This window comes from Arthrobacter sp. DualSoilB13, assembly GCF_055389195.1.
In genome coordinates, this window is the sequence record NZ_AP035865.1 from 769808 (window position 1) to 783575 (window position 13768).

Genomic DNA, 13768 nt, shown 5'->3' on the forward strand with positions numbered 1-13768 from the left:
CCGGCCGTGATCCGAGTCAATTCAGCCACGGCTGGGAGCGCGGATTGGCGCCCGGATCGTGATCTTCCGGGCGCCAATCCAGCGTCAAATTACTTGGTATCGGCTTTGGCTACTGCCGGCTTGGCGGAGCGGCTACGGAAGAACGCAGCGCCCCCCAGGCCCAATCCAGCGATGCCTGCGATCAGGCCGGCCCAGCTTCGCGCCTGCGAGCCGTCGTCAGATACAGCGGCGGCCTGCTCGGTGGAGACGGTTTCAGCAGCGTGGTGATCACCGGCGGCCTCGGCCGGAGTGATGGTGACCGACGGTGCCGGAGCCTTCAGATCGTGAGCATCCTGGCCTTCCTTGGCGATCTCGGACCAGTCAGTCTGGCCCTGCTCGCAGGTCTGCAGTGTGGGGAAGTAGATGGTCTTGCCAGCTGCGTCCGGCAGTTTGACGGACAGGACAAGGGCATCACGCAGGTGCGGATCCAACGGTGCCTTGGCCGTGTACACAATCTGGCTTGTCCGCTTGGTGATGGAGGTGCCGTCGTCCAGCTTCTTGGGCTCGGCGAGGGTCTCCGTGACCTTCTCCACAGTCCAGTTGGGGTTGACGGTGGGCTGGGCGTCGGTCAGTTCCTCAGGAAGTGAAATGGCCACTTTGGTGGTGCCGGAGGTGTCACAGCCATGGGGGATTCCGAATGTCACCAGTGCGTACGAATTGGCGGCGGTCTTGTTCGGATCAGCCGAAACGTGCGCGGATGCACCGGCCAGGCCGGCCATCATCAGGGCAGCGGTTCCACCGGCGACGGCGGTTGCGGAGAGGGTGCGGCGAATCGAGGATTTCATGGGAAGTGCCTTTCGGGGGCGCCGGAAGGTGCGGCGCGGGGGTACGGGTTTGGGACCCGTCACCATGCAAAGGCTGTGCTGTTGCAGCGCGCGTCTTTTGAGCGCAGAAGGTGCCGGGCGGAACTAAGGAAGTACCAGACGGCGGGCGGTCCGCGGCGGCTGTCTTGCCTCAGGTTCCGCCAAGGGCGGGGGATAAAGACCTCCGGTGCGCCGACTGCGACAGGCGAGGCACCGGCGTCGGGCCTGAACACCAAGGCGGGCAGTGCGAGCAGCGGCCGCAGCCAGGCGGCGAGTTGCCACAGGGCAGCTTCACCCTTTGCCAGGACGACGGCAGTAGCAACGGTGGCAAGCACGTGGCCCACAAACATCATGGTGCCCACGGCTGTGCCGAGTTCATGAGTATGCGTCGCAGTGACGTCCAGCCCGGAGCTCAACGGTTCAGTGCCGAGGTGGTGGTTTGTCCCTTGCACGTTGGCGGTGATGGGGCTCAACGCCGTGAAAGCTTCGTGAAGTGCCAACTGTCCTGCGCCCAAGAGCCCCGCCATGGTGACAAGGTTCAGCTTGAAACGGGTGGCCAGCGTGGCAGCCAGAGCCGTCAACGCAACGAGCGCCAGCAGGACCGGTGCTGTGGGAAGCTCTCCGCCACCCGCTATGTGGGCCCCTGCGGCGAGAAGAACAACCACAGTGGAGATGGCGCCAGACCGCAGCGCATGAAAGGGTGCCCGGGACTGCGATGTGCGCACGGGGCCTCCCTCATCTGTGGCTGCTTTGATTATCGGCGTCTTGATTCTATCGGGAGTTCGACGCCGGACTGGCCCCGGATGGGTGGCTATGTGGACACGTTGCTGCGTTCCTCCCCAGTTACCTCCGGTTTCCCGGTGCTCGCCGTGCCCGGACTCTTGGAACTCCGCGGCACCCTTGGGGTGAGGGTGGAGGTAACCGGGAAGGAACGCGCGCCTAGCGCTGCGCCCACCGCGAGAAGGTAGGTTTCGGTGGCTCCGGAACGTTTGTTGAGCCTGCGGGTGAACGCCGACGCCGGAGCTCAAGTTTTAGGCTCTCCTCACCACGAGCCATGGCCCAGTGATGATTGGCAGAGAACGCCGGTTTGAGGAGCCAGCTCAGACGGCGAAGCAAAGGCTTGGCGGCACTGACCCGCCAATCGTAGGTGATGACGACCTCGGGGCCGTCGGTCTCGAAAGTCCAGCGGCCGGTGCCGTTGAGGTCCCCCTCTGCATTGAGTGCGAAGCCGTCCAGAGTTACCGGTTCGCTAACTGTGAGCCGCCACTTGAGCGTGTAGGGGAGCCAGCCTTTGGTGTGGAGGTCGAAGGTGGCCCCTACTCCATCCGGGCCGCCTTGGGTTGTGGGTGTCACGGTGAGGTAGACGGAGGGCCACCACTGCTTGAGAGCTCCGGCGTCGCCCAGGACGTTGACTACTTCCTCGCGTGTTCCGGGCACGCGCCACACGGTGACGAATGCGTAGTCGGTGCTTTTGCCTGCTCGCTGGGCCATTGTTGCCTCCACGGTCCGGGTGGGTTCCGAGGGTGTCTTACGGCATCCGGGATCAATCTACGCCTGCCATCGCCGAAGGGTTAGATCTCGCGGCGTTCAAGCGTCGAAAGTGCCGAGATCCCGCCCCACGATGAACTTCGACGGGCAAAGCAAAAGGCCCCGCATCCCTCATAAACACAGGGAAACAGGGCCTTTCTCATTGGCGGTGACGGTGGGATTTGAACCCACGTTGGCTTTTACACCAAACAACATTTCGAGTGTTGCACCTTCGGCCGCTCGGACACGTCACCAACTGAAATAGGGTACCGGAGTTCAGCCCGGTTCCCCAAAACGAGGCCCCGCGGACCAGCGGGAAGAGCGAGCCCAAACACGCCCAACTTCCGTCCACAGCGCCCCAACGATAGATTCGTAAGCATCATGACGATTTCGCGGGAGCACGAACAAGAACACGAAGCCCACGCCTACTGGGTCACCGAGACGGGCGATGGTGAGCTGCGCCCGGAAGCCCTGCCAGCAAGGCAAGCAGGCGAAGCCCTCGTCAGAACCCTGTACTCAGGTGTCAGCCGAGGTACGGAGCGCGTGGTCCACGAGGGCCGCGTCCCGGAGCGAGTGGCTGACCTGATGCAGGCACCGCATCAGGAAGGCGACTTCCCTGGCCCGGTGAAGTACGGCTACCTGAACGTCGGCGTCGTGGAAGAAGGCCCGGATGAGTGGCTAGGGAAAACGGTCTTCACCCTGCACCCACACCAGGACCTCTATGTCATCCCTACAGACCAACTGACAGCCATCCCCGATGAAGTCCCTGCGAAACGCGCCGTTCTCACGGGCATCGTTGAGGTGGCCATCAACGCCCTCTGGGAAGCCGGGCCGAGGCTGGGAGACCGTGTCGCCGTCGTCGGTGGTGGTTTGGTGGGTGGCGTCTTGGCGACGCTCCTGCGGAAGTATCCGTTGGGCCGCCTGCAGTTGGTGGATGCGGATCCGGAGAAGCGGAAGCTGGCAGAAACCATCAACGTCGACTTCGTCGAACCAGTGAATGCAAAAAGCGACAACGACATCGTCTTCCATTGCTCCGCCTCCAACGAAGGTCTCAAGCTGAGCCTGCAATTGGCCGGCGATGATTCGGACGTGATCGAACTTTCGTGGTTTGCGGACAAGGAAGTCACCCTGCCGCTCGGCGAGGATTTCCACGCCCGCAGGCTGAACATCCGCTCCAGCCAGGTGGGCGCCGTGGCCCTGCCCAGGAGGCACCGGCGAAGCAACGCACAACGCCTCGAGCAAGCTGCAATCGAGCTGACGGATCCGCTCTTCGACACTTTCCTGACCAGTGAATGCTTGTTCCGGAACCTGCCCACCACACTGACACAACTGTTCGAACGGCCCGGCGGTTTCTGCCACGTGGTCGCCTACCCCCACCCGGAGGATAAATAGATGTTCAGCTTGACCGTCCGACGCCACTTCATGATCGCCCACAGCCTTCCCCGCGAAGCCTTCGGCCCGGCCCAGGGTCTCCACGGCGCCACGTTCGTGGCCGAGGTCACCTTCCGCCGTCCCAATCTCAATGACGACGCAATCGTCCTGGACATCGGTGCCGCCGGCGGCATCCTTGAGGAGGTGCTCGCGGACCTGAACTACAAGAACCTGGACGAGCACCCCGCCTTCAAGGGCAAACTCTCCACCACCGAATCGCTCGCGAAGCACATCGCCGACGCCATGGCCACCCAAATCCAGGACACCGCGGATGGTCCGGCACTCACCGGCATTGACGTGGTCCTCCGCGAAAACCCTGATGCTTGGGCGGGCTATTCGCTGGAGCTCCCGGTCAAGTAACCCGGTCAAGTAAGTGCGCATCCGCTTCCTGGTCCCGGGGAACGTCCGGCACGGCTCCGGCGGCAACAAGTACAACGCCAAGCTCGCCGGGCACCTGTCCGCTTTGGGCGCGGAAATAGAGACTGTAACGGTCGACGGCGACTGGCCGGTTGGCAGCCTCGCGGACCGGCAACGTTTTGCTGACATGCTCGACGGCGGCACAACAGTGATCGCCGACGGGCTGGTAGCGAGTGGGGCACCAGAGGCGATCGCTGGTGCCGTAGGTAAAGGGACCCCTGTGTGGATCCTGTCCCACATGGCGTTGGCGGACCACCCCGAGCGTGAGGCCAAGGCGTTGGCTGCCGCCACGGGAATCATCTGCCCCAGCGCCCATGCCGCAGCGGAACTGCGAACCAAGCATGGGCAACAGGACATCGTCATCGCTACGCCCGGGGCCGACAAAGCAGACCCCGCCAAGGGTTCGCAGCCACCGCATATCGTCGCCGTCGCAGCATTGCTGCCCAATAAGAGCCAGACACTCTTGGTGGAGGCGCTGAGCGAGATACGTGACGAACCGTGGACAGCAGCCCTCATCGGCTCCAACGACGCTGACCCGAGGTACGCAGCCGAGGTGAGGGACGCCGTCGAGCATCACGTGCTCCAAGACCGCATCAGCGTCACCGGAGAGTTGACCGGCGAGGCTCTTGAAGATCAGTGGCGCAGGGCTGACCTCAGTGTCCTTATTTCACGCTCCGAAAGCTATGGAATGGCGGTGTCGGAGTCGTTGGCTCATGGCATCCCCGTGCTTGTGCGGCAGGGGACAGGAGCAGAGGAAGCCCTGGGTGACACAGGGGCGGGCGCGGCGCTGGATCTGCAGGAAACCGGCCTGCTCACCAACACCCTCAGGAACTGGCTCGCCAACCCCGCACTCCAAGAGCGTTGGCGCAACAGCGCACTCCGAGCCCGGGACCACCTCCAAGGCTGGGACACCACCGCAGCCACCGTCCTTGAGGCCCTCCAACGCTGAAGCCCTCCAACGCACTACGAGCTAGGGCAACCGGTGTGAAGCGAAAAAGTCCTTGAGCAGGCCCGCGCATTCCTCCTCGCGAACACCCGCGTACACCTCTACCCAGTGGTTGAGGCGGCGCTCGCGAAGGATATCGAAAACAGACCCTACGGCTCCGGCTTTCTCGTCCCACGCCCCGAACACCACGCGCGGAATCCGGGCCAGAACAATAGCGCCGGCACACATGGCGCACGGCTCAAGGGTGACCACCAAGGTGCAATCCTCAAGCCGCCAGCCGTCGCCCGAGCTGCCCGCATCGTGAGCGCGCTGACGCAGCGCAGCGGCAGCTTCGCGGATGGCCACCACCTCAGCGTGGGCGGTCGGGTCTCCATGAGCCTCCCGTTCGTTGCGGCCAGAACCCAGCACGCCGCCGTCGGGCCCCAACACCACGGCGCCAATGGGGACGTCGTCAGTTTTCAACGCCAACCGGGCCTCGTCCAGGGCAAGGCCCATCCAGGCCAGGTGATCTGCGTGATACGGCTCGGTGGCGCTCATGTCTCAATGATAGTTTTGGGGGATGCGCACACTCGTCGTGGACCACCCGCTGGTCGCTCACAAGCTCACCGTTCTGCGGGATAAGAACACTCCTTCACCGGTCTTCCGGCAGCTCACTGAAGAACTCGTCACCCTCCTGGCCTATGAAGCCACCCGCGAGGTCAAGACTCAGCCAGTGGAGATTGAAACCCCCGTCACCACCACCATTGGCACGGCTTTCACCAAGCCCACGCCGCTGGTGGTCCCCATCCTGCGCGCAGGCCTCGGCATGCTGGAGGGCATGACCAAGCTGGTCCCCACCGCTGAAGTGGGCTTCCTGGGCATGGCCCGGGACGAGGAAACGCTGGACATCATCACGTACGCCGAGCGCCTCCCCGAGGACCTCACCGGCCGCCAGATCTTTGTCCTGGACCCTATGCTCGCAACTGGCGGCACCTTGCGCGAGGCCATCAAGTTCCTCTTCAAGCGCGGCGCCTCGGACGTCACCTGCATCTGCCTGCTGGCTGCTCCGGAAGGACTGGCAAAGCTGGAAGAAGAGCTCGCAGACGCCAACGTGAAGGTAGTTCTGGCTTCCATTGACGAGAAGCTCAACGAGAAGTCGTACATTGTGCCCGGCCTGGGCGACGCCGGCGACCGCCTCTACGGCGTGGCGGGTTAAGGGAGCCCCCTACCGGTTTTCGTCGGGCTTGATTAGCCTGTGGCGCATGGACTGGAAACTTGAACTGGTATTTGTACCTGTCTCCGACGTCGACCGCGCGAAGGATTTTTACGTTAACAAGGTTGGTTTCAATGCCGACTTCGATGAGCGTCCCACTGATGGCATCCGCTTCGTTCAGCTGACGCCTCCGGGTTCTGCGTGCTCCATCGCTATCGGTGAGGGCCTCACCGACGCCCCTCCAGGCTCGGCGCCCAATCTGCAAGTGGTAGTGGCTGACATCAATAAGGCGCATGATCACCTCAAGGCCAACGGTGTGGATGTCAGCGACGTCGACGTCCAGGATTGGGGCCACTTTGTCTACTTCGCGGACCCTGACGGCAACCAGTGGGCGGTGCAGTACTTGCCTCAGAGGCCCAACGGCTAAGTCACACTTCGCCGGTTAGCAGACAGCGTGCGGCAGGATGGAACCATGAGCCATCCTGCCGAACCCGCTCTCCCCGCTGAGACGCCTACGTTGACCGCCCGCGCCATCCTCTTCGACATGGACGGCACACTGGTTGATTCAACAGCGATCGTGGAGCAGGTGTGGTCCGAGTTCGCCGACCGCTACGGCTTGGATTTCGACGAGATCCTCCGCACCTCCCACGGCGTCCAAGCCGGCGACACCGTGCGCCGGTACGCGCCCGCCGGTGCTGATTTTGAAGCTTTGACCGCTGAGCTTGGCGAGATGGAACGGTCCCGGACGGATGGCGTGATCGCCCTCCCCGGCGCGGCAGCTGTGCTGGCCGCGCTGCCCGATGAAGCGATCGCGCTTGTCACCTCCGCCGACAGCATCCTTGCCGGGATCCGCATGGAGGCGGCCGGGCTCGCCATGCCGTCCACCGCGGTCACCGCCGAGTCAGTCACCCGCGGTAAGCCGCACCCGGAGGGGTACCTTAAGGCGGCGGCGCTCCTGGGAGCCGACCCGGCCGACGTCGTGGTTTTCGAAGACGCGCCTGCCGGTATTGCTGCCGCCCGTGCAGCGGGGATGCGGACCGTTGTGGTGGGCAAGGCCGGCGGCGAATTGGAACCGGGCATGTGGCGGATCCCGGACTACACCGCAGTGACGGTCACAGCGGTCAAGGACGACGACGGCGGGCACCTCCTGACGCTAACGCTCTAAGGTTTTCTGCCCGGTCTGTTCGGCGCAGTGAACCGGGCGTAGGCTGTGCGCATGTCTGCGATGCCGGAGGCGTACGGTGCTGCATTGGAGCGGGCTATGGTCCACGCCGGTGACTGGCTTGCGTCTGTCCCTACCCGTTCTGTCCGTCCTTCCTCGGATGCCGATCAGGTGGCCGGGAGCATCCTGCCGCGTCTTCCGGCCGGAGCCACTGATGCCGCCGAAGTCATTGATGAGCTCGCCGCCCTGGCTGAACCCGGGCTCATGGCGATCCAGTCCGGTCGATTCTTTGGGTGGGTCATGGGCGGAACCCTCCCTGCTGCCATGGCCGCCGATTGGCTCGTCTCCGCCTGGGACCAGAACACCGGGCTCCGGTTCGCCACCCCCGCCGCTGCCGCGATTGAAGAATCTGCCGCCGCCTGGCTTTTGGACCTCCTGCACCTGCCCGCCACCGCCGACGTCGGATTCACCACTGGCGCCACCACCGCCAATTTCGTGGGGCTGGCGGCTGGCCGCCAGTACTTAATGGACGAGGCGGGCTGGGACCTCGAAGCACTCGGCCTCAACGGGGCACCGCGCATCACAACCTTTGCAGGACGGGAACGGCACGCGGCCGTCGATCTCGCGTTGCGGTACCTGGGCTTGGGCGCATGCGTTCCGGTAGACGCCGACGACGAGGGCAGGATATTTCCCGATGCCTTGGCCGATGCCATGGATCAGCAGCCGGGGCCATCCTTGGTTTGCCTGCAGGCCGGCAACCTCCACTCCGGTGCGTTTGATCCCATGGAGGAGGCCATAGCTGTGGCCCACGATCGCGGTGCATGGGTACATGTGGACGGCGCCTTTGGTTTGTGGGCGGCTGTGAGCCCAACGCTGCGTACCCGGCTGGCCGGTGTTGAGGACGCCGACTCCTGGGCAACGGACGCACACAAAACCCTGAACGTCCCCTACGACTGTGGCCTGGCAATCGTGGCCCGCCCGGAAGCCTTGAGGCGTGCTTTCAGTGTTCACACCAGTTACCTGATAGCCACTGATGCCGGACCGGGGGACCCTTTCGAGAAAGTTCCGGAGATGTCCCGCCGCGCCCGCGGCATTCCGGTGTGGGCGGCACTGAGGCAGCTGGGCCGGGACGGCGTGATTTCCATGGTGGACCGTCTTGCGGCAAATGCCCGTGCTTTGGCTGAAGGACTATCCGCGATCCCGGGAGTGGAAGTGCTTAACGACGTCGTGTTCACGCAGGTCTCCGTGAGTTTCGGCAGTGACGATCGCACGCACCGCATCACCCAGCGGCTCATGGCCGAGGGCGCGGTGTGGATGTCCGGTTCGTCATGGCGAGGACGTGAGATCCTGCGGATCTCTGTGAGCAACTGGACCACGGACGCTGGTGATGTGGCCGCGTCCATCGCGGCCGTACGGGGCGCGGTGGAAGCCGAACCGGAGGCGTAGCGCTCTTCGGAAAGTTCAGTGCCGGTGAGGGCCCCGGCCCAGTTCGGCGCGAAGCCCGGCGACGGGAATTGTCCCGCGGCGCAGTTTGCGGGTCAGCCCCGCCAACCCTTTGAGGTCGGTCAAAAGGGTACGTACGACGTCGACACTTGAGTCGGGATTGTCGCTCCAGTCCACCGGCACCTCATGAATGCGCAGAGCGGAGCGGTCAGCGATGATCAGCAGTTCGGTGTCGAAAAACCATGCTTCATCGCGGGTGTAGGGGAGCAGCTGGCGGGCGACGTCGGCACGAATGGCTTTGAACCCGCACTCAGCATCGGAGAAGCGCGCTCCCGTCAGGACGCGCAACAGAAAATTGTAGGCGCGTGCAATGACGTCACGGTGGTGGCTAAATGTCCCGTGCGAAGCCTTTGCCAGACGCGTGCCGACAGCGAGGTCTGAGTGGCCCGACATCAGCGGGGCCAGAAGAGGAGCCACGGCCGAAAGGTCGAAGGACAGGTCCAGGTCTATATAGGCAAGCAGCGGTGACGCGGAGGACAACCAGATCTTACGGAGGGAGTTTCCGCGGCCCCTTCGATCAAGACGGACCACCATAAGCTCGGGGAATTCCCTCGCCAGGCGTTCGGCGATCCGCAGGGTGCCGTCCGTGCTGGCGTTGTCCACCACAGTGATCCGGAAGGTGTGCGGAAGAGTGTCTGCAAGGTGCCCGTGCAGCCTGCGAAGGTTTTCTTCCAGGCGGACTTCCTGGTTGAACACGGGTATGGCGATGTCCAGGACGGGAGCCAGCGCGGGTGTGCTGGCGGGAGTGCCTTGCACCGTCCGATGCAGTGCTGGCCGGGGAGCTGTGAGCGTCATATATCCAGCATGCGACGGCCGATTATGTGGGCTTTAGGCGGAGGCTGTGACCGCGCTGTGAACCATGGGCAGCGCCTGTGAACCACGGGTGGCGCCTGTGAACCACGGGTGGCGCCTGTAAAACAGCAAAAGCCGCATCCGTTCCCGCCATCCGCTCCAGTGGGTACTGGGGCGGACGGCGGGAACGGGCGCGGCAATGAAGCGGTCTGGCTTAGTACCAGTTGTTGGCCAAGTGGAAGCCCAGAGCGGCGGACGGGGATCCGTAGCGCTCCTTGATGTAGTTCAGGCCCCACTTGATCTGGGTCTGGTAGTTGGTCTGCCAGTCAGCACCAGCGGAGGCCATCTTGCCGGCCGGGAGGGACTGGACAATGCCATACGCGCCGCTGGAAGCGTTGGTGGCAGTTGTCCTCCAGTTGGATTCCTTCTCCCACAGGGTGTTCAGTGCGGTCATCTCAGCTGCGCTCCAGCCGTAGTTGCCCAGGATGCTGGCGGCGTAGGCCTTGGCGGCGGCGGGGTCGTCCACGGCTTTCGGGGCGGCTGCGGCAGCTGCAGCTTCCGCAGCGGCGGCGGCAGCAGCGGCGTCGGCGGCTTGCTTGGCTGCAGCGTCAGCGGCAGCCTTCTCAGCTGCGGCTTGGGCGGCAGCGGCGTCGGCGGCTTGCTTGGCTGCAGCGTCAGCGGCAGCCTTCTCAGCAGCGGCCTGGTCAGCGGCAGCCTTGTCGGCAGCGGCCTTCTCAGCAGCTGCCTTGTCCGCGGCAGCCCGGTCAGCTGCGCCCTTGGCGGCGGCAGCATCCAAGGAAGCGGAGATTTCAGCTGACTTGTTGGCGCTGACCTGGGCAGCAGCCTGGGTCCCGGCAACGCGGCTCGCCTCAGGGAGAGTCAACGCGGCGTTTGCGGCGGTTCCGAGCGATGCAACACCCAGTGCGGCTGCAACAACGCCGGCTACGACTGACATGCGGTGGCCGGACTTACCCTGGCGGGCAGCGTTCTTGAGGACGGACTGCGACTTGGTGAGCGGTGCGTTGTGTTCGTCGCGGTGACGCGCAGAAGGGCGCGTCTGATCGTTAAATTCAGACATGTTGTGTGACCTCTCAGCGCCTGCGGAGTTAGCTGTCGGGTTCGGATGAGGTCATCCGGCCGCGCGTCACGCTGCGGCTTCACCCCTAGGGCGGCACATTGCCAGGCCCGGAGACTGTGGGTCCCCCGTCTCTGCCTCAAAGAAGAACGGACTCCGGGAAGTGGCAGAGCTCGGCGCATCCCGGATGTGGGTCCTTGGGGAAACCCACCCTTTCGACGGTACAGGAGGTTTCTTCAGAAGTCACATTTAGGTAACAGAGATCACGACGCCGGTGAGTCGCCTTGCCGGCTTGTCTGACTTTCTCCGGCGCTTACCGTGGGAAGTCGCAGTGCGAACTCGGTGCGCCCGGGCCGGGAGGTCACCTCCACGGTGCCACCATGGGCGGCAACAATCGAATCCACAATGGAAAGGCCCAGTCCGGAGGTGCCTTCAGAACCCGATCTCGCGGCATCAGCGCGGGCAAAACGGGAGAAGATCCGGCCTTGGAAATCGACCGGAATGCCCGGGCCGTTGTCCGTGACTGTGACCACTGCGCTGCCATCAGCGGAGAGCATGACGCCTGTCACCACGGTGGTGCCGGGATCGGTATGTTTGCGCGCGTTGGACAGCAGGTTGGCGAGCACCTGGTGCAATTGCGTTACATCGCCGCGGACCGTGACAGGTTCATCGGGGAGCTGGAGGTGCCAGATGTGATCCGGCGCCATGACCTTCTCATCGCTGACGGTTTCGATCACCAATTGGGTCAGGTCAACGTCCTCGACTTTCACGGGCTGCCCCTCGTCCAGGCGCGCCAGCAGCAGCAGGTCCTCAACCAGCGTGGTCATGCGCTCCGATTGGCTTTGGACCCTTGCCAGCGACTTGCGGCCATCGTCGGTGAAGGTCTCGGTCATCCTCAGCAACTCCGTGTAGCCTCGGATCGCGGTGAGCGGTGTGCGGAGTTCGTGTGAGGCATCAGCGACGAACTGACGCACCTTGGTTTCGCTTTCCTGCCGTGCTTCCAACGCACTGGCGACGTTCTCCAGCATCTGGTTCAGAGCATGGCCAACGCTTCCAACTTCCGTTCCGGGATGAGCGGCCGACGGCGGTACGCGCACCGCAAGTGCGACCTCACCGGCGTCGAGGGGGAGGCGCGAAACCTTGGTGGCAACCTCGGAGAGCTGCTCAAGCGGCCGCATGGTCCGCCGGATGATCACTGTTCCGGCGAGGCCGATCAGTACCAATCCGCCCAACGAAACCAACACCATGGTCCACACCAGCGAGGCCTCGGCGCTTTGCTTGTCCGCCAAGGGCAGTCCCGTCACGATCACATCACCGTAGGTGTCCACTGCCACCAGCCGGTAGTCACCATTGGACAGGGACCGATCCACCGGGACGTTGTCCTTGGGGAGCGACAACAGGACCTGCTCATCGGCTGCGGAGAGTGAAACGCGGTTGCCTTGGGCGTCGATGAGCCCCGAACTCCTCACGGTTGAGCCGTCGATCCTCGCGTTGAGCGTTCCCGCGGCCTGGCCGCGCGCCTCCAGCGGGTCAGGCCTTCCGGAGGGGTTCGTGGGAAAGTTCGACGGCGGCCTGCCGAAGTCGGTCGCGCGGCTGGACGCCTGCTCCAATTGCCTATCGAGCTGCCTGTTGAAGACCATGTCCATGGACGCGTAGCTGACAATGCCCACGGCTCCGCAGATGGCCACCAGGAGTGCCATGGCCACCAGGACCAGTCGGGTCCGCAGGTGCCAGGTGGACGGATTGAGCCAGCTGCGCTCTGGATTTCCGGGAATACGGGAGCTTTTTGCCACTCCTGACAGTGTGCTCAACGCTTAGTCCGCTGGCTTGATGACGTACCCGGCGCCACGGATGGTGTGGATCATGGGTGGATGGTTGGCTTCGATCTTCTTGCGTAGGTAGGAGATGTACAGTTCCACGATGTTGGCCTGGCCACCGAAGTCGTAGTCCCACACCCGGTCCAGAATCTGGGCTTTGCTGACCACCCGTTTGGGGTTTTCCATGAGGTAGCGCAAAAGTTCAAACTGGGTGGCGGTGAGCGGGATGTCCTCGCCGGCCCGGGTGACTTCGCGGGTGTCCACGTTCAGCGTGAGATCTCCCACCACAAGCTCGGCAGTGTCCATGGCCGCCACCCCGGAACGCTGGACCAGACGGTGGAGGCGTAGGAGGACCTCTTCCATGCTGAAGGGCTTGGTGACGTAGTCGTCCCCTCCGGCGGCGAGCCCAACGATCCGATCCTGTACGGCGTCCTTGGCGGTGAGGAACAGTGCGGGAACTTCCGGGGCGAAGGTGCGGATGCGATTGAGGACCTCCACGCCGTCGAAGCCGGGCAGCATGACGTCCAGGACCAGCACGTCAGGGCGAAAGTCCTTGGCCAGTTTTACGGCCCCGGGCCCGTCCCCGGCCACTGCCACGGACCAGCCCGCCATTCGAAGTCCCATGCTCATGAGCTCGGCGAGGCTGGGTTCATCGTCCACCACAAGGGCGCGGATGGGGGAGCCGTCCGGATGGGAGAGTTGGGGAAGGTTGTTGGTCATGGAGTGCGAGGAGGCCATGGGACAACTCTCCGTTCTGCTGGTTAGCCAGCGCTTTGCCGGTCCTGTGAAGACGCTGTGAACCCAACACTAGCGAGAGAGCTGTTTCTACAGCTTGTAGCAGATTTTTTCGGGAAATTTGTTGAACCGCCATTTAGTGTGATTGGACAGCAACTGTTTCAGATCGTGAGATTCCGCCGCATGCCCGTTCGTGGGAACCGACGCGGCACTCTGGCCAGATTCACCGAAGAAAATTCACTTAATGGCGAATATTCCCGGCTGTGGTCGAATGAAATGCCATTCATTTATAGGCCCGGCTGAATTGTGATTTGCGGCACAATAGACCT

General features: G+C 63.7%; 15 protein-coding genes, 1 tRNA gene and 1 riboswitch. Of the genes, 7 read left to right on the forward strand and 9 right to left on the reverse strand.

What is annotated here, in order from left to right:
- Positions 1 to 89: 89 nt before the first annotated feature.
- The 4 genes from ACZ5J0_RS03730 to ACZ5J0_RS03745 form a co-directional block, all read right to left on the reverse strand.
- The gene (locus ACZ5J0_RS03730; RefSeq protein ID WP_464094208.1) at positions 90 to 824 is read right to left on the reverse strand and encodes a YcnI family copper-binding membrane protein; all 735 of its coding nucleotides are present in this window, start codon (positions 822 to 824) and stop codon (positions 90 to 92) included.
- Positions 825 to 883: 59 nt separating this feature from the next.
- Entirely contained in the window at positions 884 to 1567 is a 684-nt protein-coding gene (locus tag ACZ5J0_RS03735) for a hypothetical protein (protein ID WP_464094209.1), read from the reverse strand.
- Between the two features lie 214 nt (positions 1568 to 1781).
- Entirely contained in the window at positions 1782 to 2333 is a 552-nt protein-coding gene (locus tag ACZ5J0_RS03740) for an SRPBCC family protein (protein ID WP_464094210.1), read from the reverse strand.
- Positions 2334 to 2533: 200 nt separating this feature from the next.
- A tRNA-Ser gene (locus tag ACZ5J0_RS03745) sits at positions 2534 to 2623 on the reverse strand.
- A 127-nt stretch (positions 2624 to 2750) separates the two neighbouring features.
- Here ACZ5J0_RS03745 and ACZ5J0_RS03750 point away from each other — a divergent pair.
- The 3 genes from ACZ5J0_RS03750 (at position 2751) to ACZ5J0_RS03760 (ending at position 5166) form a co-directional block, all read left to right on the forward strand.
- Positions 2751 to 3761 (forward strand): zinc-dependent alcohol dehydrogenase, encoded by a 1011-nt coding sequence (locus tag ACZ5J0_RS03750; protein WP_223941792.1) that lies wholly within the window; start codon positions 2751 to 2753, stop codon positions 3759 to 3761.
- Positions 3762 to 4160 (forward strand): 6-pyruvoyl trahydropterin synthase family protein, encoded by a 399-nt coding sequence (locus tag ACZ5J0_RS03755; RefSeq protein ID WP_166842906.1) that lies wholly within the window; start codon positions 3762 to 3764, stop codon positions 4158 to 4160.
- Positions 4161 to 4344: 184 nt separating this feature from the next.
- Positions 4345 to 5166, forward strand: a complete 822-nt coding sequence (locus ACZ5J0_RS03760; RefSeq protein WP_223942591.1) for a glycosyltransferase family 4 protein — start codon at positions 4345 to 4347, stop codon at positions 5164 to 5166.
- A gap of 21 nt (positions 5167 to 5187) precedes the next feature.
- Here the strand turns inward: ACZ5J0_RS03760 and ACZ5J0_RS03765 are convergent, their stop codons facing one another.
- Positions 5188 to 5700: a nucleoside deaminase gene (locus ACZ5J0_RS03765; RefSeq protein ID WP_166842905.1), complete on the reverse strand. Its 513-nt coding sequence runs from the start codon at positions 5698 to 5700 to the stop codon at positions 5188 to 5190.
- A 22-nt stretch (positions 5701 to 5722) separates the two neighbouring features.
- On the opposite strand from ACZ5J0_RS03765, the gene upp reads away from it, so the two are divergent.
- From upp to ACZ5J0_RS03785, 4 genes are read left to right on the forward strand one after another with little or no spacing between them, the layout of a single operon-like run.
- Positions 5723 to 6358 carry a uracil phosphoribosyltransferase gene (gene upp, locus ACZ5J0_RS03770; RefSeq protein ID WP_142936625.1) on the forward strand — a complete coding sequence of 212 codons (636 nt, stop codon included), beginning with the start codon at positions 5723 to 5725 and terminating at the stop codon, positions 6356 to 6358.
- A 46-nt stretch (positions 6359 to 6404) separates the two neighbouring features.
- Positions 6405 to 6782: a glyoxalase superfamily protein gene (locus tag ACZ5J0_RS03775; RefSeq protein ID WP_142936624.1), complete on the forward strand. Its 378-nt coding sequence runs from the start codon at positions 6405 to 6407 to the stop codon at positions 6780 to 6782.
- Positions 6783 to 6827: 45 nt separating this feature from the next.
- On the forward strand, positions 6828 to 7520 hold the full coding sequence (locus ACZ5J0_RS03780; protein WP_250819600.1) for an HAD-IA family hydrolase: 693 nt from the start codon (positions 6828 to 6830) through the stop codon (positions 7518 to 7520).
- A gap of 51 nt (positions 7521 to 7571) precedes the next feature.
- Positions 7572 to 8963 (forward strand): pyridoxal phosphate-dependent decarboxylase family protein, encoded by a 1392-nt coding sequence (locus ACZ5J0_RS03785; protein WP_464094211.1) that lies wholly within the window; start codon positions 7572 to 7574, stop codon positions 8961 to 8963.
- Positions 8964 to 8978: 15 nt separating this feature from the next.
- Here the strand turns inward: ACZ5J0_RS03785 and ACZ5J0_RS03790 are convergent, their stop codons facing one another.
- The 4 genes from ACZ5J0_RS03790 to ACZ5J0_RS03805 all read right to left on the reverse strand — a co-directional run bounded on the left by ACZ5J0_RS03790 (position 8979) and on the right by ACZ5J0_RS03805 (position 13442).
- A complete protein-coding gene (locus ACZ5J0_RS03790) occupies positions 8979 to 9815 on the reverse strand; it encodes a glycosyltransferase (protein ID WP_464094212.1) in 837 nt (278 codons plus the stop codon).
- 211 nt (positions 9816 to 10026) lie between these two features.
- Positions 10027 to 10890 carry an aggregation-promoting factor C-terminal-like domain-containing protein gene (locus ACZ5J0_RS03795; RefSeq protein ID WP_166842901.1) on the reverse strand — a complete coding sequence of 288 codons (864 nt, stop codon included), beginning with the start codon at positions 10888 to 10890 and terminating at the stop codon, positions 10027 to 10029.
- Positions 10891 to 10895: 5 nt separating this feature from the next.
- A riboswitch (cyclic di-AMP (ydaO/yuaA leader) is annotated at positions 10896 to 11052 on the reverse strand.
- A gap of 98 nt (positions 11053 to 11150) precedes the next feature.
- Positions 11151 to 12698, reverse strand: a complete 1548-nt coding sequence (locus tag ACZ5J0_RS03800; protein WP_464094213.1) for a sensor histidine kinase — start codon at positions 12696 to 12698, stop codon at positions 11151 to 11153.
- Between the two features lie 3 nt (positions 12699 to 12701).
- The gene (locus ACZ5J0_RS03805) at positions 12702 to 13442 is read right to left on the reverse strand and encodes a response regulator transcription factor (protein WP_223941799.1); all 741 of its coding nucleotides are present in this window, start codon (positions 13440 to 13442) and stop codon (positions 12702 to 12704) included.
- Positions 13443 to 13768: the final 326 nt, after the last annotated feature.

Bases quoted from the DNA above. Each gene is read 5' to 3' on its own strand.
- ACZ5J0_RS03730 (WP_464094208.1), bottom strand. From the start codon at position 824: ATGAAATCCTCGATTCGCCGCACCCTCTCCGCAACCGCCGTCGCCGGT.
- ACZ5J0_RS03740 (WP_464094210.1), bottom strand. From the start codon at position 2,333: ATGGCCCAGCGAGCAGGCAAAAGCACCGACTACGCATTCGTCACCGTG.
- ACZ5J0_RS03750 (WP_223941792.1), top strand. From the start codon at position 2,751: ATGACGATTTCGCGGGAGCACGAACAAGAACACGAAGCCCACGCCTAC.
- ACZ5J0_RS03755 (WP_166842906.1), top strand. From the start codon at position 3,762: ATGTTCAGCTTGACCGTCCGACGCCACTTCATGATCGCCCACAGCCTT.
- ACZ5J0_RS03760 (WP_223942591.1), top strand. From the start codon at position 4,345: ATGCTCGACGGCGGCACAACAGTGATCGCCGACGGGCTGGTAGCGAGT.
- ACZ5J0_RS03765 (WP_166842905.1), bottom strand. From the start codon at position 5,700: ATGAGCGCCACCGAGCCGTATCACGCAGATCACCTGGCCTGGATGGGC.
- upp (WP_142936625.1), top strand. From the start codon at position 5,723: ATGCGCACACTCGTCGTGGACCACCCGCTGGTCGCTCACAAGCTCACC.
- ACZ5J0_RS03775 (WP_142936624.1), top strand. From the start codon at position 6,405: ATGGACTGGAAACTTGAACTGGTATTTGTACCTGTCTCCGACGTCGAC.
- ACZ5J0_RS03780 (WP_250819600.1), top strand. From the start codon at position 6,828: ATGAGCCATCCTGCCGAACCCGCTCTCCCCGCTGAGACGCCTACGTTG.
- ACZ5J0_RS03785 (WP_464094211.1), top strand. From the start codon at position 7,572: ATGTCTGCGATGCCGGAGGCGTACGGTGCTGCATTGGAGCGGGCTATG.
- ACZ5J0_RS03790 (WP_464094212.1), bottom strand. From the start codon at position 9,815: ATGACGCTCACAGCTCCCCGGCCAGCACTGCATCGGACGGTGCAAGGC.
- ACZ5J0_RS03795 (WP_166842901.1), bottom strand. From the start codon at position 10,890: ATGTCTGAATTTAACGATCAGACGCGCCCTTCTGCGCGTCACCGCGAC.
- ACZ5J0_RS03805 (WP_223941799.1), bottom strand. From the start codon at position 13,442: ATGGCCTCCTCGCACTCCATGACCAACAACCTTCCCCAACTCTCCCAT.